16 protein-coding genes are annotated in these 18532 nt (G+C 45.6%); 5 read left to right on the plus strand and 11 right to left on the minus strand.

From position 1 onward, the window contains the following. Positions 1–89: 89 nt before the first annotated feature. Together HF312_03975 and HF312_03980 are read right to left on the minus strand one after the other, a co-directional pair. Complete coding sequence (locus tag HF312_03975; protein MCU7519348.1) at positions 90–722, minus strand: (2Fe-2S)-binding protein; 633 nt, start codon at positions 720–722, stop codon at positions 90–92. A gap of 141 nt (positions 723–863) precedes the next feature. Further along, entirely contained in the window at positions 864–1772 is a 909-nt protein-coding gene (locus HF312_03980) for a lytic transglycosylase domain-containing protein (GenBank protein ID MCU7519349.1), read from the minus strand. A 298-nt stretch (positions 1773–2070) separates the two neighbouring features. On the opposite strand from HF312_03980, the gene HF312_03985 reads away from it, so the two are divergent. The 5 genes from HF312_03985 (at position 2071) to mdh (ending at position 8026) form a co-directional block, all read left to right on the plus strand. Continuing rightward, on the plus strand, positions 2071–3468 hold the full coding sequence (locus HF312_03985) for an MBL fold metallo-hydrolase (protein MCU7519350.1): 1398 nt from the start codon (positions 2071–2073) through the stop codon (positions 3466–3468). Next, a complete protein-coding gene (locus tag HF312_03990) occupies positions 3458–4435 on the plus strand; it encodes a hypothetical protein (protein MCU7519351.1) in 978 nt (325 codons plus the stop codon). The genes HF312_03985 and HF312_03990 overlap by 11 nt, the downstream gene beginning before the upstream one ends. A gap of 5 nt (positions 4436–4440) precedes the next feature. Continuing rightward, positions 4441–6363: a hypothetical protein gene (locus tag HF312_03995; GenBank protein ID MCU7519352.1), complete on the plus strand. Its 1923-nt coding sequence runs from the start codon at positions 4441–4443 to the stop codon at positions 6361–6363. Between the two features lie 64 nt (positions 6364–6427). After that, positions 6428–6847 carry an ATP-binding protein gene (locus HF312_04000; protein ID MCU7519353.1) on the plus strand — a complete coding sequence of 140 codons (420 nt, stop codon included), beginning with the start codon at positions 6428–6430 and terminating at the stop codon, positions 6845–6847. 213 nt (positions 6848–7060) lie between these two features. Then, the gene (mdh, locus tag HF312_04005) at positions 7061–8026 is read left to right on the plus strand and encodes a malate dehydrogenase (GenBank protein ID MCU7519354.1); all 966 of its coding nucleotides are present in this window, start codon (positions 7061–7063) and stop codon (positions 8024–8026) included. Between the two features lie 62 nt (positions 8027–8088). On the opposite strand, the gene rpmA is transcribed toward mdh, so the two are convergent. The 9 genes from rpmA to HF312_04050 form a co-directional block, all read right to left on the minus strand. Then, positions 8089–8352, minus strand: a complete 264-nt coding sequence (gene rpmA, locus HF312_04010; protein ID MCU7519355.1) for a 50S ribosomal protein L27 — start codon at positions 8350–8352, stop codon at positions 8089–8091. 16 nt (positions 8353–8368) lie between these two features. After that, positions 8369–8677 carry a 50S ribosomal protein L21 gene (gene rplU, locus HF312_04015; GenBank protein ID MCU7519356.1) on the minus strand — a complete coding sequence of 103 codons (309 nt, stop codon included), beginning with the start codon at positions 8675–8677 and terminating at the stop codon, positions 8369–8371. A 198-nt stretch (positions 8678–8875) separates the two neighbouring features. After that, positions 8876–10519: a glucose-6-phosphate isomerase gene (pgi, locus tag HF312_04020; protein ID MCU7519357.1), complete on the minus strand. Its 1644-nt coding sequence runs from the start codon at positions 10517–10519 to the stop codon at positions 8876–8878. A 131-nt stretch (positions 10520–10650) separates the two neighbouring features. Beyond that, the gene (locus HF312_04025) at positions 10651–11679 is read right to left on the minus strand and encodes a two-component sensor histidine kinase (GenBank protein ID MCU7519358.1); all 1029 of its coding nucleotides are present in this window, start codon (positions 11677–11679) and stop codon (positions 10651–10653) included. Continuing rightward, positions 11669–12376 (minus strand): response regulator transcription factor, encoded by a 708-nt coding sequence (locus HF312_04030; protein MCU7519359.1) that lies wholly within the window; start codon positions 12374–12376, stop codon positions 11669–11671. The genes HF312_04025 and HF312_04030 overlap by 11 nt, the downstream gene beginning before the upstream one ends. A 90-nt stretch (positions 12377–12466) precedes the next feature. Next, entirely contained in the window at positions 12467–14389 is a 1923-nt protein-coding gene (locus HF312_04035) for a 1-deoxy-D-xylulose-5-phosphate synthase (protein ID MCU7519360.1), read from the minus strand. Positions 14390–14407: 18 nt separating this feature from the next. Continuing rightward, a complete protein-coding gene (xseB, locus tag HF312_04040; protein MCU7519361.1) occupies positions 14408–14641 on the minus strand; it encodes an exodeoxyribonuclease VII small subunit in 234 nt (77 codons plus the stop codon). Further along, positions 14625–15815, minus strand: a complete 1191-nt coding sequence (locus HF312_04045; protein MCU7519362.1) for an exodeoxyribonuclease VII large subunit — start codon at positions 15813–15815, stop codon at positions 14625–14627. Before HF312_04045 ends, xseB begins: the two co-directional genes overlap by 17 nt. A gap of 182 nt (positions 15816–15997) precedes the next feature. Beyond that, positions 15998–18526, minus strand: a complete 2529-nt coding sequence (locus tag HF312_04050) for a TonB-dependent receptor (GenBank protein ID MCU7519363.1) — start codon at positions 18524–18526, stop codon at positions 15998–16000. Between the last annotated feature and the right edge of the window lie 6 nt (positions 18527–18532).

Below are 18532 nucleotides of genomic sequence, written 5' to 3' on the forward strand. Positions count from 1 at the left end.
AATTTGCTTTGATAAATTTCTAGAAAAATCTTATTCCCTGAAAAATCTCACCTGACAGTCTGCCGGGAAATTTTCAGCGGTCATGAGGTTTATTTCATTGTGGTTGTGCTGCCTGAGGTCTTTTCAGCTGCAGCAAGCACGGACTCTATGATGCTGGGGTAAGCCGCGCAGCGGCAAATGTTTCCCGACATGCCTTCCAGCACCTCCTGCCTCGAGGGTTTTGGGTTATTCAGGAGCAAAGCCTGTGCCGCCATGATCTGTCCCGGCGTGCAGAATCCGCACTGGAGGCCGTCATGCTCAATAAAGGCTTCCTGGATCGGATGGAGCTTTTCTCCCGTCATGAGGCCTTCTATTGTAGTGATCTCTTTTCCCGCACAATCAAGGGCCAGGATGTGGCACGAATAAACGGCTTTGTTATCCATCAGGACAGTGCATCCGCCGCACTCCCCGTTGTTGCAGGTGACCTTGGTGCCTGTAAGCCCAAGCTGATTGCGCAGAACTTCAACAAGCGTAGTCTGAGGTTCTATCTGAAGATGCACCCCTTTTCCGTTTACGGTCATTGAAACGGGCACTGTAAGCTTAAGCTTTTCAGCGTTCTTCGTGAGCTTTTCCGAGGCCGATGCAATTGTGGGCGTCAGGACATACGTCCCAATTATGCCGGAGCCAACGCCCTGCAGGAATTTCCTTCTTGAAATCCCCCCGTTTTTTGAATCTTTACTCATAGCTATTCCTGAGATCTTAAAAAGAGATTAATATCATTTAATGGCCTTAAATTACAGAAGCTCCTGACATCTTTCAAGAAATTATTTCTTAAAAAATCATGCGGGGAATTTATAAAAGCCCGGGGTGTAAAAAATATAATTTTACCCCTCGCTGATCGCCTCAACGCTTCCTTTTTTCGGAATTTTAATTATGTACTGCCTTCCGCCTTTTACCGTAAGGCTGTTTTCCCTAAGCCACGGGTTAAAGATCTTAAGGAGCTTGTAGTTTATTCCGTGCTGCATTGAAAAATCAGCAAGATTTGGGATGTCGGAAGTAACCTTTACTTCATCGAAGTCGAGGGCGGGATAAAGGTCCTCTTTTTTTACGAGGTAGCCGTAGTCTGCGGGACGCGAAAATATAGACTTTACCGCCAGTATCCTTGCTATATAGCGCGAGGTCTCCTCACCTAAGAGGAGGTTGTAATAGTTTTTTTGTTTCTGCCTTTCCTGCTGTTTCGAGATTCCGGTAAGTCCCATATTGTAGGATGCCGCCGTTAGGGTCCAGGTATGGAACTGGTTATAGCTGTATTTCAGGAAATCGCAGGCTGCCTGCGTCGACTTTTCCACATTGTAGCGTTCGTCAACTTCCGTATCAACCTGCAGGCCGTAGCGTTCGGCGGCAGCCTGTGTAAACTGCCAGAAGCCCACGGCGCCGGCCGGAGAGATGAGGTGTTCAAAATTGCTTTCTATTACAACCAGGTACTTGAAATCCTCCGGTACTCCGTTTTTCTTTAATATCGGTTCAATAACGGGGAACCATCTGTTTGCGCGCTTAATGCCCAAAAGAGTGGCCGAGTGATAATAAGTATTCACGATCAGTTCGCGCTCAAACCTCTCCCTTACAAACATATTGTTAAGCGGGACCGCCTCACCGCAGAAGTCAATTTTGTCCGGCACGACGGGTGAAATGATCTGATACTTTTGCGGATATTCCTGAGGTGATGTAATAAAGCCGTAGGACTTTTTAACTTCAGAAAAATTGCTGAACAGGTAAATTGCGCCAAGTGCCATTAAGGCACCCGCCAAAAAGCTAATTAACCTGCCCCCTCTTATTAACTTACCTTCTGAAAATTTTGCCCCCGCACTATTAGAACCATTAAATTTCATCATCTTCTCATATCCTTGACTTATGACACTTTCTTTTATTACCCGTCTTTCAGGTAATATATTTATAATAAAGAATAATGCAAATGCCCTGTTCATACGGGCTTCCGGGGCACTCAGCTATTTTTATTCATAAAATTTTCCTTGTCACAACATTGAATCTCTTATTAACTTTGGATAGATTAAAACCTAAAATAGGAGTACTATGCAGATCAGTTTTATAGGAGCTGCCCGTACAGTAACAGGCTCCATGCATTTGGTAAAGGCCAACGGAACCTCTTTTCTCCTGGATTGCGGCATGTACCAGGGCAAAAGAAAACTGGCCTATGAAATAAACAAGAATTTCGACATGTTCGATCCTGCGGAAATTGATTTTGTCATTCTTTCTCATGCACACATCGATCACGCAGGCAACCTTCCGAACCTGGTAAAGAATGGATTTAAGGGGAATATATATTCCACCTTCGCCACGCGCGACCTGGCTTCAGTTATGCTGCGCGACAGCGCCTTTATTCAGCAGAAGGATGTTGAGTACGTAAACAAGAAACGCAGGAAAAAAGGACAGAACCCATTTACGCCTCTTTACACAATGGAAGACGTGGAGGAAACAATAAAGAGGTTCGTTGGGCTTAATTACCACCGGGAATTCTTTCTGACGCCTGAAATTAAGCTTACCTTCTTTGAGGCGGGCCATATTCTGGGTTCTGCCATATCGTTTCTTGTCTTTAATGAAAACGGAAGGATAGTAAACCTTGGATACACAGGTGACCTTGGAAGGGCGAACATGCCAATACTAAGGGACCCGGAGAAAATGCCGGATGCGGACTTTATAATTTCCGAATCAACTTACGGCGGAAGATTCCACGACAACGCCGGGCAAACGGAGCAGAAGCTCGCTGAAGTAATAAATAAGGCAGTCAAAAGAAAAGCCAAGATCATTGTGCCCTCTTTCAGCGTCGGGCGTACGCAGGAGATGGTATACTGGCTGAACAACATTTTTGAAAAGGGAATGGCTGAAAGGATCCCGATCTATGTGGACAGCCCTCTTTCTGTTAATGCCACGGACATTTTCCGCCTGCACAGCGAGTGCTTTGATTTTGAAATTTCGCAGTACCTTATACAGAACAAGGACCCCTTCGGCTTTAACAAGCTAACTTACATCAAAGACGTTGAGGATTCAAAGAAACTCAACTCTATTGAGGGCCCGTGCATGATTATGGCCAGCTCAGGCATGGCCGAAGCAGGAAGAATACTTCACCACCTTGCAAATAACATTGAGAATGAGAATAATATTATATTAATTGTCGGTTACTCTGCAGAAAATACGCTTGGCCGTAAGATAGTTGAACATGAACCGGTTGTTAAGATATTTGGAGAAGAATATCAGCTCAAGGCCGAAGTAGTTGTAATGAACTCCTTAAGCGCCCACGCCGATTCAAATGAACTCTTAAGCTACTTCAACCAGTTTGATAAAGACAGGGTTCAGAATCTGTTTCTTGTTCACGGCGACTTTGACCAGCAGGAAAAATTCTGCTCCCGGTTAAGATCGATCGGTTATAACAAAATAACTATTCCTGAAAAAGGAGACGTCTTTGAAGTTTAAGGCCTTCGCCTGCGTGTTCATGGCACTGTTTATCTACGGCTGTCAGAGGGATACATCTGTAAGTGAGCCTGATACGGGCCTTCCACCTGCGGTACCCGCGGTGCCTCAGGTGGTTGCAGCCCACGACGGGAGCGTTCTTATTGACTGGAGGCCAAATGCGGAGCCCAACCTGAAAGGCTATTATGTTTATAAGGGGGTAAATGATTCCCTAAGGCTCAAAAGGGTATTTTTTACTTCCGACTCTTACTTTTATGACGATTCTCTTTCATACGACTCGACCTATTATTATAAAGTTTCAGCTCTGGACATGAGCGGCAAGGAAAGCCAGCAGACTTCACTTTTAAGGGCACGCCCGATAAACATTAACGCCCCAAGAGAAGTCATTACGCTTGTGGTTAATGCAAGGAACTGGATCGATTCACTTTCTGTCTTCTTAAAATGGGAGCCTAATCAAGAAGGGGATATTTCAGGCTATGAGGTCTATAGAGGCGAATCCGAGGGCTTTACGCCGGGCAGTGATAATTTTATCGGGAATGCCAGCGGCCCGCAGTTTCTGGACCGTCAGAACCTGAAGCCCTATGTGACATATTATTATAAGCTGATTACCACAGATAAAGGTGGGCTTAAGAGCAAGGCCGGCAACGAGGTTTCAGACATGATACTTGGGATTCCGGAAGCACTATTCCCTGCCAACGGAAGACAGGTGGACTACTTTGACAATTTTATTATCAAAGGGATATCCGTTCCCGCACACTACAAAATAGTACTGCAGTCAAATGAGTACTTCGGTGAAATCTGGAGCCGGGAGTTTGACAGCAGTGTTACAAACGACAGCATACGGGTAAAAATTGACGGCATACAGTTAAATACAAATACTGTTTATTACTGGCGCATTGTTACTTATTCAAATGGCAATAGTGAACCTAACAGTATATCCGCATTATATAACTTTACAATAAGACCCTGAGGACCTTGAAACGTACAGGAATTATATTTATCCTTATAATTCTGCTTTCAGCTTCTGCTTTTGCACAGAGCAATCCTGACAGCCTAAGCTTTAGTACGTCCTTGTGGGAAAGGAACCTTTTCAGCACAAAGTTCGACAAGCTTCTCAGCACATATAATCTCGGCACCTCGTTAAATTTCGGAAGGAGGTTCGGTAAACTTTTCTTCGGCATAAATGAAAGCTATAATTCAACTTTGATACAGGGCAGCCCCAAGAACATTAAAGACGAGCAGTACCTGTCCTTTATTACCGAATATCCTCTGACCGGCTATATGAGCCTTGGAGTCCAGGCCAATAATGACATATTGTCCGACAACAGGAAAATTGACCTTAACCAGGCTTCAATCTTAAACGGGTCGTTCTATATGAAGCTTAGTCCCCTTGATCGGGTTTATGTTACTCCTTCCATAGGATACTCAAATAACAATCAGATCGGGGAATACGACTACGGAGCAATTTACGGCATTGAAGGGCTTGCAGATAATCTGTCTTTGCCCGAGATGAGCATATCTTCACTTTTTAAGTTCCAGAACGAGGATATTTCGCCCAGGAAAAACACGATCAGGATGTTTAACGCTTCGGTCAATAACGACCTTGGCGGCCCGTTCGGTAATATTCTCGGGGCTTACTACGTTCAGAACAGGAAGGACTTTTATTTCAGCGCAGATTCCATTTCAGCAGCACAGTTTCATATTATTAACAACATACAGTCGCGCATTGAGACAAACTACTTCCTACAGGACAGGTTTCTTTACAACAAGGCTTCAGATGAATTTTCTTTCGAGCTGGCGGGAAGGGCCATCTGGAGAAATGTGGACAGGGATACGCGCTACCGTGTATTAAGCATCACCTCCCCTTCACTTTTTGACGTCAGGGTTGATGAATTCAGGCTTGAGCTTGAATCCAACACGGCCTACAGGACATCCATTTTCGACGGAGCATTCAGGATGAGCTATTCCGAGAGGGATGAAAAGCACGTCGTAAAAAAAATAGAAGAGACGAATGTTTTCCAGCAGGAAGAAAGAATTAAATCATACGAAGAAAGGGTACGCCTGGAAGGGCAGAAAAACAATATAGCAACAAAAATCACACTGTCTTTAACAGGAAACCTGAGGCTCTCAGAGACTGATCTTCTGACACTAAGCCTGTTTCATAACAAGCTCCGCTACGACACGCCGAGTGAGGAGAACTTTGATGACCGCGACGAGCTGATGTCGATATTCCGCGTTTTGTACCTGAAAAAGCTCACTCATTATTTCGACACTTTCCTAAACCTTGAGGCAAACCTCAACCACGTGGTTTACGTTTTTGCCGAAAGGAGCTCAAACAATAATTTCATGAGGTTCTTAAAGCTCTCAACCGGAGGCGACTATAGAGGACCGGCCATTACGTCAAGAAACACTTTTGAGGTCTCTGCCAACTATACGGTTTACGACTATGAGGATGTTAGCCAGAATTTCCGGAGCTTTTCATTCAGGCAGATGTCAATGCAGGATTCCACGACAATAATGCTTGCAAAAAAGCTTGCCTTCAACGTCTTCGGATACCTTAAGTTTTCCGAGCAGGGGGATTTCAACTGGGATCGCTTTGCGGGCAAGCCGGCGCGCAATCTGGAAGAGATCTATTTTGAGCCGAAGGTAAGCTACAGGTTTAATGGCCTTTCGCTGGGAACGGGTATAAGATATCTTACATTAAAGACCTTTTCATTCCAGAATAAAATTAAAAAACGGGAATCGGATTACCGCAGCATCGGTCCTGTAACGGAGGTTCTGCTGCTATTAAATCAGAGGCTGAACCTGAGGCTTTACGGCTGGTATGAGTTCATCAGGGCAGACCGGGCAAGGCGGGAGCTCCCCAATATGAACATGCAGCTGAACTGGGAATTTTAGCCGGTTGAAAATATTAAATTTTTTGTTATTTTAAGCTGTCTTATTTTATCCAAAGAGGAAAACTTTGTCCAAAGAAACATACCATCTTGAGATCAACAGCGATCCTAACAAGCTGCCTCTGGTAGAAGAGTTTTTAGAAGAAATTTCTTCCGGGGCAAAAATGGACAGGACACACTTAAACAACCTCCTGCTTGCCGTAAATGAAGCAATTTCAAACGCCATGCTTCACGGGAACAAAGCCTCCTCGGATAAAAAGGTGAGACTCAGAGTTGAGCTCGAAGACACATCCCTTACGGTCTACATAAAAGATGAAGGCAGGGGCTTTAACCCTGAGGAAGTTCCGGACCCCACGGCGCCGGAGAACATATTCCGCGACAGCGGCCGGGGGCTTTACATCATGAAAAGCTGCATGGACGAGGTCAAATACAATTTCACGCCTGAGGGAACCGAGCTTGTGCTCTCGATGAAATTCAGTAAAAGATAAGTTTTCCAGGCTTAATAAGGCCAGTCATTCCGAAAGCCGGGCGCCGTAAGGCTGTGCCTGGCATCAATTTTTCTACCCCTCTTTAATTTTCATCAAAAAGCATGCTTCTTATTATTGAAAAGGGCTGTTTTTATTGATATATTCATTTAGAATTTGGATAAAAATATCCCGATTCGCATTTCACAAATAATTTAAAATGGGAGAGAAAAATAAATGCCAAGAAAAAAAATTGCACTCATAGGCGGCGGACAAATCGGCGGTGTACTTACACAGCTGATTGCCCTCAGGGAATTAGCCGACGTTGTACTTTTTGATATCGTTGAAGATCTGCCCCAGGGCAAGACACTTGATATTGCTGAAGCTTCACGCGTTGACGGTTTTGACGTCAATATTTCCGGAGCCAACAGTTACGAAGCCATAAAGGATTCAGACATTGTAGTTGTTACTGCCGGTTTACCCCGCAAGCCAGGTATGAGCCGCGATGATTTACTGGTTACAAATGCCAAGATCATGAAATCTGTTGCCGAAGGAGTCCGTACATATGCCCCGAATGCCATTGCTATAATTATTTCAAATCCACTTGATGCAATGGTTACATTGTTCCAGAAGGTTACAGGATTTCCTCACAACCGCGTGCTGGGACAGGCAGGCGTTCTGGATTCCTCCCGTTTTTCGACCTTTATTGCCTGGGAATTAGGCGTTTCCGTAAAGGATGTCAACGCAATGGTTCTTGGCGGCCATGGTGATACGATGGTACCGCTTGTAAGATACGCTAACGTCAACGGTATTCCTGTAATGGAAATGCTTGAAAGGAAGTATAACGACAAGGAAAAGGCCAAAGAGGTAATGAACAAGATGGTTGAGAGGACGAAGATGGCCGGCGGAGAGGTTGTAAAGCTTCTTAAGACAGGTTCAGCTTTCTATTCACCAGCCAGTGCAGCAGTGTCGATGGCAGAAGCAATTCTTAAAGATGAAAAGCGCCTGCTTCCAGTCTGCGCATACTTAAACGGTGAGTTCGGTGTAAACGGATACTACGTAGGCGTTCCTGCAGTTCTTGGTGAACAGGGTGTCGAAAGAGTAATAGAGTTATCTTTAATAGAAGAAGAAAAAGCGGCTTTGGATAATTCAGTTAGTTCAGTGAAATCGCTTGTTGAAGATATGGAAAGATTAGGTTTGTAAGAAGAAAAGATGCAAGGAAGTAAATCCACCGTCCCAAAAGGGCGGTGGATTTTTTTATTCAATTACTTTTGCTCGGGCTGAAAAACATTAACATATTTTCTGTCATCGCGCTTGGTTTCAAATTTCACATAACCATCAACCACAGCAAACAGTGTATCATCACTTCCTTTTTTAACGTTGACGCCGGGATGAAGCTTGGTGCCTCTCTGCCTTACCAGTATAGAACCGGCTGAAACCAGCTCACCACCAAATCTCTTAACCCCAAGCCTTTGGGCATTACTATCTCTACCGTTCCTGGAAGAACCTTGCCCCTTCTTATGAGCCATAATTTACCTCCGGATATTAACCTATCTTTGTTATTTCAATTCTGCTTAATAATTGTCTGTGACCGTTTTTAACTCTGTAGCCTTTTCTTCTCTTCTTCTTAAAAACAATCACTTTATCATCTTTAAGGTGCTCAAGCACTTTTGCCTGAACCTTTACACCATCCAGCAAGGGGCTGCCAACTTTTGTTCCGTTATCATCGGCAAACAAAAGGACTGAGTCGAAAGTAATTTCTGTGTCAGCATCAGCCTTCAGTCTTGGAACATAATATTTGGCTTTTTCGGTAACCTTAAACTGCTGCCCTAATATATCTACGACGGCAAACATCAAAAAATCCTCCAATTGATCTATTTTAAGAATGTAAATATATAAAATAGAGCCTAATAAGTCAATTACCCTGCAGGAAATTATTTATCAGCACCGACTCTAATTTTTCATTCTACTAAAGTACGCATAATTTCCACTGTTTTTCAACTTTTTTATTTTGCCCCTGCTGGATTTTCTACTTATCCCTTTATTTTAGGCCTAATTTCCTTCGCGCTTGAAATAATTTATAAGGCCGTTTGTCGAAGAGTCGTGCGAAGTCACTTCCCCTTCACCCTTTAGTTCGGGCAAAATAGCCTTTGCGAGCTGTTTTCCGAGCTCAACTCCCCACTGGTCGAATGAGTTGATGTTCCAGATAATCCCCTGCGAAAATATCTTCTGCTCATAGAGTGCAATAAGGGCCCCAAGCGAGCGGGGTGTTATTTTTTTAAGCAAAATTGAGTTACTGGGTTTATTACCTTCGAAGACCTTGTGCGGAAGGAGTTTTTCTAGTGCCTCCCCTTTCAGGCCGCCTTTTTCCAGTTCCCGACGGGCTTCCCCGGGGGTTTTACCTTTCATAAGGGCTTCAGTCTGGGCAAAAAAGTTGGATAAGAGTATCTTGTGATGCTCTCCAAGTTCATTATGCGTTTCCACCGGGGCGATGAAATCTGCCGGAATAAGCTTTGTCCCCTGGTGAATGAGCTGGTAGAATGCGTGCTGGCCGTTTGTACCGGGCTCGCCCCAGACGATAGGTCCCGTGGAATAATCCACTCTTCTGCCCTGGCGCGAAACGCTTTTGCCGTTACTTTCCATGTCCCCCTGCTGAAAATAGGCCGGGAAACGGTGCAGATACTGGTCGTATGGCAAAATGGCATAGGTCTCTGCATTGAAGAAATTATTGTACCATATTCCCAGTAGAGCGAGTATTAAAGGCATATTCTTCTCAAAAGGAGCAGTACGGAAGTGTTCATCCATTTCGTAAGCACCCTGGAGGAGTTCCTCGAAATTATCCATGCCGATATAGACTGCAATTGAAAGGCCTATTGCCGACCAGAGGGAGTATCTTCCACCTACCCAGTCCCAGAACTCGAACATGTTCTTTGGATCTATGCCGAAGGCTTTAACCTCTTTTTCATTTGTTGAAAGTGCCGCAAAATGCTTTGCAATTTCAGACTCGTTTTTGGCTTTATCCAGGAACCAGCTTCTTGCCGTATTTGCATTTGTAATGGTTTCCTGCGTGGTAAAAGTTTTTGATGCAATAAGAAAAAGTGTAGTCTCAGGGTCAACTTTCTTCAGCACTTCGGCTATATCGGTAGCATCCACGTTGGATACGAAGTGGACATTTAGCCCCGGCTTGGCGTAAGGCTTTAAGGCTTCTGTAACCATGACGGGGCCCAGGTCGCTGCCCCCGATGCCGATGTTTACGACGTCCTTAATTTCTTTTCCCGTGTAGCCTTTCCACCGTCCCGATCTTAATTCCTCACTGAATTTACGCATCTGCAGAAGCACACGCTTAACCTCCGGCATTACGTCTTTTCCGTCTACCATAACCGGGCGCCCGGAGCGGTTGCGGAGCGCTGTATGGAGAACAGCCCTGTTTTCGGTTATGTTGATTTTTTCGCCCGTGAACATACGCTCAATCCAGCTCTTCAGGCCGCTGGACTCTGCAAGGCGAAGAAGAAGGCTCATGGTTTCTTCTGTTATTCTGTTCTTGGAATAATCCAGAAGTATATCGTTAAATTCCAAAGAAAACTTATTAAAGCGCTCCGGATCTTCTTCAAACATCTTTCTCATCTGCATGCCTGCAATTTTCTTCTGATGTTCCTCTAAATCCTTCCATTCTTTTGATTCTGTCAGTTCAGACATTTTATCCTCTCCACATTTACTGCTAAAAAAATTATCGATTGTACTTATTATAAAATTTCCTCATAAGGAATTCCATAGTTTTATTTTTCTATGGTGCTGCCCATGGGGCCTACTTTTTCAGCCTTAGCGGCTTACTTCTTCAGCCTGAAGGAAAACTGCGAGCCAATTCCCGGAACGCTCATCACGTCCACCGTTGAGCCGTGGGCTTCAACTATGTGTTTTACAATTGCAAGGCCCAGGCCTGTTCCCCCGGCCGTGCGGGAGCGGTCCTTATCCACCCTGAAAAACCTTTCAAATATGCGCGGAAGATCGCGCTTGGAAATTCCGATACCGGTATCCCTGACAACGATCCTGACCAGGTTTTCCTCTTCTTCGGCGCTTAATTCAACCGTGCCCTCGTCTGTGTATTTAATTGCGTTACCGATGAGGTTTACTAGCACCTGTTTAAGCCTCATTTTGTCGCCGTAAACCTTGAGGTCCTCCCTAATTGGGACAAGCTTAAGTGAAAGTTTCTTATCCTCTGCAAGGGGTAAAAGCTCCTGCAGAACCGAGTCAAGGAATTCGTTCAGCTTAAAATACCTGAAGCTCAGGTGCATCTCATGGGATTCGATCATTGATATATCGATCAGGTCGCTTAAGAGGTTATTCAGGTTTTCGGTGTGCCTGGCTGCCTTTTCAAGAAAACTTCTGTTTACCCTGGGGTCGTCTATTGCGCCGTCGAGCAGGGTTTCAATAAAGCCCTGTATGGTAAATATAGGCGTCCTTAATTCGTGAGAAACATTGCCCAGGAATTCGCTTCTTACTTTCTCCAGGCGCTTCAGGTAGTTAATATCGTTCTGCAGGCGCAGGAACATTTTCTTAACCTCTTTCTGCAGGCTTAAAAGCCCTTTATCCAGGTAGATGTCTTCGGCAGATTTTATCATGTCTTTTCTAATGGCATGAATTACAGCTTCAATTGAATTAAGCTCCCGGAATCTCTTTTCCCCGAGGAAATAGAGGAGCAGAAGGCTGAAGGTCAGGATTGAAATTGTAATTATCCAGCGGCTGGAGCCATCCGGAATTAAAATGAACAGGACTAAAAGGAGAAGTCCGCTTAGAAAAGTAACTTCTTTAAGAATGGCTCCGGAGAAGACGAGGTTTCTTTTAACTTTAGGCAGGATTTCTGAAACGATAGCCGACTCCTTTAATTGTTTCGATCATGTCTGCATAATCTGTAAGTTTCTCCCTGATCTTTCTTATGTGGACGTCTATAGTCCTGTCGACCACCAGTACGTCGGTGCCCCAGATGTCGTGCAGTATTGCCTCGCGCCCGAATACCTTTCCCGGTTTTGATGCCAGATAGCTCAGGATCTCGAATTCCTTGCGGGGGAATATGATTGTCTCTCCTTCGAGGAGCACTTCATACTTGTCGCGGTTGATTTCAAGGGGGCCAATTTTAATGACGGGGTTTTCCCCTGCCGGGAGGCTGGTGCCTTCGGAGGCCTGAAGTTCAGATTTCCTTAGGTTAGACTTTACGCGTGCAACCAGTTTCTTGGGCGAGATAGGTTTCCCTATAAAGTCGTCTGCACCCAGTTCGAGGCCTTTGATCTCATCTACTTCAGAAGACTTAGCCGTAAGGAATATGACAGGTGTTGTTGAGAACTGTTCGTTTTTCCTTATCTGGCGGCAGACCTCAAAGCCGTCAAACTTCGGCATCATGACGTCCAGGATAATCAGGTCAGGCTTTTGCGAGAGTTTCTCAAGCGCCTCTTTGCCGTCGTAAGCGGTAATAACATCAAAGCCCTCCAGGGCAAGGTTATATTCAAGGAATTCAACAATATCCTTTTCGTCGTCTGCCAGCAGGATCTTCGCTTTCATAGAATGTTTTTCTTTTTTATCAGAATAAAAACCGCTATTGCTTTCTCGCTATTGCTTTCTCGCTATTGCTTACTGTAGTTTATAGTTCTTTCATGCTAATTTGCCGAGTGCATGATCAGCATGGCCCTTAAGAAAAAGTTTCACTTTGCCCGCAACACCCTCAGCATCCATTTCAAGCATTTTGTGCAGTTCAGCCTGTGTGCCGTGGTCTACAAACTTGTCGGGCATTCCAATCCTCAGAATATCGTTCTTATAATTCTTGTCGATAAAATACTCAGCTACAGCGCTTCCGAAGCCTCCTGCAATTGTATTTTCTTCGAGTGTAATGATCTTGTTATGGCGTGAGGCAACCTCGTCAAGCATATCTGCGTCAAGAGGTTTTATATAGCGCATATTAACGACCTCACAGGCGATCCCTTCCCGAAGAAGCATTTCAGCGGCCTTCAGGGAGTAGTCAACCATTGACCCGACTGCAAGCAAACAACAGTCCCCGCCCCTGGTCAGCTGTTCAGCCTTACCGACAGGGATTTCTTCAAAACCTTCTTTCAGCTCGACTCCGAGTGCGTTACCCCTTGGATAGCGGATTGCAACGGGTCCGTTTTTATATTCAGTAGCAGTATAGATCATATTTCTCAGTTCGGCCTCATCCTTCGGAGCCATGATTACCATATCGGGAATCAGTCTCAGGTATGAAAGGTCAAATGCGCCGTGGTGTGTTGGTCCGTCTGCCCCAACGAGGCCCGCCCTATCGAGGACGAAAACAACGTGCAGGTGCTGCAGGCTTACGTCGTGTACAATCTGATCAAAAGCCCTCTGAAGGAATGTGGAATAGATTGCAACTACAGGAATAGTGCCCTGTGTGGCCATACCGGCGGCAAAAGTAACGGCGTGTTCTTCAGCTATACCGACGTCGAAGTATCTTTTGGGGAATTCCTTTTTCAGGAAGTCTATACCAGTGCCGTCAGGCATTGCAGCCGTAATTCCAACTACTTTCGGGTTTTTCTTTGCAATTTCCACGAGCGCCTGGCCGAAGATCTTTGTATATGAGGGAGCACCGCCTGCTTTTTTGAATGCCTGTCCTGTAACCTTGTCAAATGGAGTTGAAGCATGGAGCCTCTGCACGTCCTCTTCAGCAGGCTTGTAGCCCTTGCCCTTCTGCGTCAGGGCGTGGACGAGTATCGGTCCGTTAAGATTTTTAACCTGTTCAAATATTTTTACAAGCTGTGCAACATTGTGCCCGTTAACAGGCCCGAAGTAGCGGAAGCCGAGGGCTTCGAAAAGCATACCTGGGGTAAGTACGGCCTTAAGGCCGTTTTCAAGTCTTGCAGCCATTCTTCTTAAGCGGTCACCGCCCTGGCCAAATTTTCCTGTAAAGTCCCATATCTGGCCTTTCAGCTTATTGTAGTCAGGGTGTGCAATCATCTCTGTAAAATAGTTTGAGAACTGCCATACGTTAGAAGTAATGGACATGTTGTTGTCATTTAGGACAACGATAAGGTTGCTTTTAAGAACGCCGGCATTATTCATGGCTTCATAGGCCATACCGCCTGTCATGGCGCCGTCGCCGATGATTGCAACGACCTTTTTATTATCCTTGTTCAGGTCGCGTGCAGCGGCCATGCCCAGTGCAGCCGAGATAGAGGTGGAAGCATGTCCTGCCCCGAAAGCGTCATATTCGCTTTCCGCTCTTTTTAGGAATCCGCTTATTCCGTGGAACTGCCTGATTGTAGCAAGCTGGTCGCGTCTTCCTGTAAGCACCTTGTGCGGGTATGCCTGGTGGCCTGTATCCCAGACGATCAGGTCATTTGGCGTGTTAAAAACCTTATGCAGTGCTACTGTAAGCTCAACGGCTCCCAGTCCGCCGCCAAAATGTCCCCCTACCCTGGAGACCACATCAATAAGATAGTCTCTGATTTCCTGGCACAGAATCTTAAGTTCATGGATCTGAAAATTTCTAATATCTGCGGGTGAATTTATATTAAATAAGAGCTTGTACTTATTATCTTCATTCATTTTATTGTACCTGACAAATTATTCTTCAAAACCGTCTGACGGCTCATTATCTATTTCAAGGCTTTTGCGAAGCGCGGTAACTTTTACTTCGGCCTCCTTGAGTTTTGTGTAGCAAACCTTGGAAAGTTCGATACCCTCTTCATAAAGGCTTATAGCCTCGTCAAGGCCTATCGATTCACTGTCGAGCATCCCGGAGATTTCCTCCAGGCGCCTGAGCATATCCTCAAACGATCCCTCACTTTTTTTCTTCATAGTTTTTTTTATTCACCCAAATTTCTTTATCATGGAATTTTAACACTGCCGGCTCGTCCATCCTAAAATCGCCGGCCCGAAATACAAATTTAGAATCCTGTTTGACCAAGACAAAGCCCTTTTTTAATATCCTGCTGACGTCGTGCGACTCCAGCCCTTTCTCCAGGAGCGAGAGGCGGTTATTCAGGCTTAAGAGCCTGCCGTCAAGTTTCTGCTGAATACGGTAGAGGATGTTATCGGTCTGCTGAGTCCTTATGCGTACGAGGTCCTGAGGGACTCTGAAGCCGTAGGCTTTCAGGTGGCCGGCAACTTCCCGTTTTTTCCGGTCTATAATATAAAAAATATTCTCGGATGTTCTAAATGAAAACTCTTCTAAAAAGGCAAAAAAGTCGTCCTTACTTGGTGTTGCAACTTCCATTGCAGCCGAAGGCGTCGCAGCCCTGAGGTCCGCCACAAAGTCTGAGATTGTAAAATCCACTTCATGGCCGACGGCGCTGATAAGGGGGATGCATGAGGCAAAGACAGCCCGGGCAACAATTTCCTCATTAAAAGCCCAGAGGTCCTCTAAGGATCCGCCTCCGCGCCCGATGATTATTAAATCTATGTCATTTCTTTCATTCAGGCATTCAATGCCTTCGGAAATGGATTTTGCGGCGCCCTCGCCCTGGACTCTTGCAGGATAGACTATAAGTTCCACCAGGGGATACCGGCGCTGTGCTATGGAAATCATATCTTTTAACGCCGCGCCGTCAATTGCCGTTACGATGCCGATTTTCCTTGGGAAAGCAGGTATAGGTTTTTTGAATTCATCATCAAACAGGCCCTCTTCCTGAAGCTTTGCCTTCAGCCTTTCAAAAGCCGCCTGAAGTTCACCAATTCCCGCAGGCTTCATACTGCGCACTTCCAGCTGGTAGTTCCCGCGCGGGGGATAAACCGTAATGCGGCCGTTTGCAACCACCTTCATGCCGTCTTCAGGCGTGAAGAAGACATAATTATTGAACCCTTTCCACATTGTGCAGCATATTGTGGCATTACTATCCTTGAGATTGAAATACCAGTGGCCGGAGACGTGTTTTTTCAGGTTGGAGATTTCGCCTTCTATACTGATGGAGGAGAAATTGTCTTCCAGCTCCTCCTTAATAAGGCGTGTAATTTCGCTGACGGATAAAGTCATTGCCTAAAGACTACCTTCTTTAAAGAAATTAAGTTAACATTTTTTCAAATTCATCTTACAAATATATCAGTTTACGGGATAATAAGTGTTATAAAAAATAAGTAGTGAAAATAGTTCCCTGTTCCGGCTTCGCCGGGTTCGACGTTCTACGCTCTACGTTAATACAGGTTAGGTATTTTCAATTAGAATTTCACGCTGAAGCCAAAGGTGGGGATGATCGGGAACATGGTATTAACCCTTCTGCCGAGCGTGAGGTCGTCGTTAATGAAGTAGCTGTAGCCTACAACGTTATGACGGTTGTAGACGTTTATGACGTCCAGGTAAAACGACCAGTCCAGATTCCAGAATTCCGCAAGCCACGTAAACCTTACGTCCAGCCTGTGGTAGTCGGGCTTTTTGGCATTGTAGCGCTCGGCATTTATTCCGTAGTTCACGTCATAGATTACCTGCGGCTTTGAGTTTAAGCCGCTCTGCCGCGTGGCAATTTCAGGGCTGTCGGGCTTTCCATCCAGATTTGTGTCTGTCAAAATAATTCTGGGTTTAATTCCCAGAGGCACTGTATATGGGAAGCCTGAACCGAACTGCCAGCGGAGTCCTATATTAAAACTCCGGCTTACCTCATAGCTGAGCACAACGTTAACGGTATGCCTCTGATCGTAGCGGAAAGGAATTGTCATGCCGTCTTCGTACCTGTTTGCAAAGGCCAGTGCATAGGAGATCCAGCCCGAGAGAACATTACTTCCTGCAATGTTCCTTTTCTCCAGGAGGAATTCAAAGCCGTAGGCCTCGCCGTCCGAGTTATTAATGGGGATCTGTGTAACAGAGTCTCCCCTTACATATACAGGCCTCGTCCATGCATCAGGATATCTGGCGTCTTTTCCCGGTACAGGTTCGGTAAAGAAATTTCTTCCCTGGACTTTTTCAGGCACTATCAGGTTGTTAAACCTCTTATAGTAGCCTTCAGCCTTGGCTCTCCACTCCTCGTTAAGCCACCTTTCAAGACTTAAGACGTAATGGATAGCCCTTTCGGCTCTCAGGCTGCGGGTATACTGCGGACTGAAGTCCAGGAGCATATTCTGATCGCGCAGCTTTTCATAGCCGGGCGACTGATAGAAAACTCCCCACACGGCTCTTAAGGTAGTAATGTCGTTCAGCGCGTAGGACACGGCAATTCTGGGAGCAAGATAAGGCTTCTGAAGGATCTGGTAGTAATCCATTCTTAAGCCGGGCTCTACATAGAGGCGTTCAGAAACCCTGAAATTATTCTGCACGTACGCCCTGTAGCGGTAGTAATCCTTGATATCTTTTATGTCTGTCGGTATGGACCTGAAGCCGCCATTTGATTCAATAAAAGCCTTCAGCGCGGGGGAAAGATTGAAGTTAAAATCTATGGTTGTCCTCATCTGATCCAATCCCACACCAGCCTCAAGCTGGTTGCTGCCCCATAGATAGGTAAATTTATCGTCGTAGGAGTATTTTCTGAAAAAGAAAGATGAAGTAACTCCAATTCCCAGCAGGTAAGAAGAAATGGTATCGGGTACAGCGTCATTGAATTTATCGCGGTTCAAGGAGGGATCCAGGAAAGCCGCCTCCAGCTGCGAGTCGCCGGAATTTTTATACCAGGACACAATAAATTTGTTAAGTAGTCTTTTTGAGGGTGAGTAATGCCATGCAAAGGAAGCCAGGTCGTTGCGGCTTAAGTCCTGCACGCTTACGCTGTCGGGGGTTTTACGTTTTTTTCCGCTAATAACGTTCACACCGTCCCTTGAAATAATACCGTTAAGAAGGAACCTGTGCCCGCCGAAAGGGCCGAAGGCAAGCTTACCCTGAAAGTCATAGAAGTTCGGGAACGATGTATTCTCTTCAACAAGGCCGGCTTTCTTTACGAAAGGCTCAATTATAAGGTCGTAATAAGTACGCCTTGAATTTATGATCCAGCTGCCCGGGACACTGAACGGGTTTTTGCCTTCCAGCACCAGGTTGGCGTCCACAATAGAGGCATTTATGTTCCCCTTAAAGCCGGCATTCCTTGGCCCTTCGCGGTTAGTTACGTCCAGAACAGCAGAAAGCCTGTCGCCATAGCGCGCAGGAAAACCTCCCGTAATGAGGTTGATATCGGCAACAGCTTCGGGATTAAACATGCTGATTACGCCGTAGAGGCGGTAAGGGTTAAATACCTCCACGTCATCCATAATGATCAGGTTCTGATCGGGCCCCGAGCCGCGGATAACGAGCTGTGAAGTAAAATCGTTCGGGGCAAGCACGCCCGGAAGGGACTGCAGAGTTCTTAAGACGTCCTGCACGGCACCCGGCTGAACTCTTGCCTTCTCGGGCCTCAGGTCGATTACGCTTACGCGCGGGTCCTCCTGTTTTTGCCTCCGGTCGCCAAGGACCTGGACCTCGTCGGTTACAATTACTGAAGGTTTCATTTCAACGTTCAGGGTCACCGTGCCCCTTTTAACTGTAACTTCCCTTAGGATAGTTTCATAGCCTATTGCGCTGAATCTTACGCTGTAGGTGCCTTCAGGAATGGATTTAACTTCGTAGTTTCCCTCAGAAGAAGTCTGTGCGCCAAGATCTGTTTTTTGAAGTATAATATTTACGCCCGGAATTCCTGAAGCGCCTTCAGTTACCCTGCCTTTAAGGCTGCCCCCCTGGGCATTGACTTCCAAGGTGCATAAAGGCAAAAGCAGGCATAATAATATTTTCAAACAGCC

This window comes from Ignavibacteria bacterium (assembly GCA_025612375.1).
Taxonomy (GTDB): domain Bacteria; phylum Bacteroidota; class Ignavibacteria; order Ignavibacteriales; family SURF-24; genus JAAXKN01.

What these genes read in the sequence shown, in the direction of transcription:
- HF312_03975 (MCU7519348.1), bottom strand. Translation starts at nt 722, where the DNA reads ATGAGTAAAGATTCAAAAAACGGGGGGATTTCAAGAAGGAAATTCCTG.
- HF312_03980 (MCU7519349.1), bottom strand. Translation starts at nt 1,772, where the DNA reads ATGGCACTTGGCGCAATTTACCTGTTCAGCAATTTTTCTGAAGTTAAA.
- HF312_03985 (MCU7519350.1), top strand. Translation starts at nt 2,071, where the DNA reads ATGCAGATCAGTTTTATAGGAGCTGCCCGTACAGTAACAGGCTCCATG.
- mdh (MCU7519354.1), top strand. Translation starts at nt 7,061, where the DNA reads ATGCCAAGAAAAAAAATTGCACTCATAGGCGGCGGACAAATCGGCGGT.
- rpmA (MCU7519355.1), bottom strand. Translation starts at nt 8,352, where the DNA reads ATGGCTCATAAGAAGGGGCAAGGTTCTTCCAGGAACGGTAGAGATAGT.
- rplU (MCU7519356.1), bottom strand. Translation starts at nt 8,677, where the DNA reads ATGTTTGCCGTCGTAGATATATTAGGGCAGCAGTTTAAGGTTACCGAA.
- pgi (MCU7519357.1), bottom strand. Translation starts at nt 10,519, where the DNA reads ATGTCTGAACTGACAGAATCAAAAGAATGGAAGGATTTAGAGGAACAT.
- HF312_04030 (MCU7519359.1), bottom strand. Translation starts at nt 12,376, where the DNA reads ATGAAAGCGAAGATCCTGCTGGCAGACGACGAAAAGGATATTGTTGAA.
- HF312_04035 (MCU7519360.1), bottom strand. Translation starts at nt 14,389, where the DNA reads ATGAATGAAGATAATAAGTACAAGCTCTTATTTAATATAAATTCACCC.
- xseB (MCU7519361.1), bottom strand. Translation starts at nt 14,641, where the DNA reads ATGAAGAAAAAAAGTGAGGGATCGTTTGAGGATATGCTCAGGCGCCTG.
- HF312_04045 (MCU7519362.1), bottom strand. Translation starts at nt 15,815, where the DNA reads ATGACTTTATCCGTCAGCGAAATTACACGCCTTATTAAGGAGGAGCTG.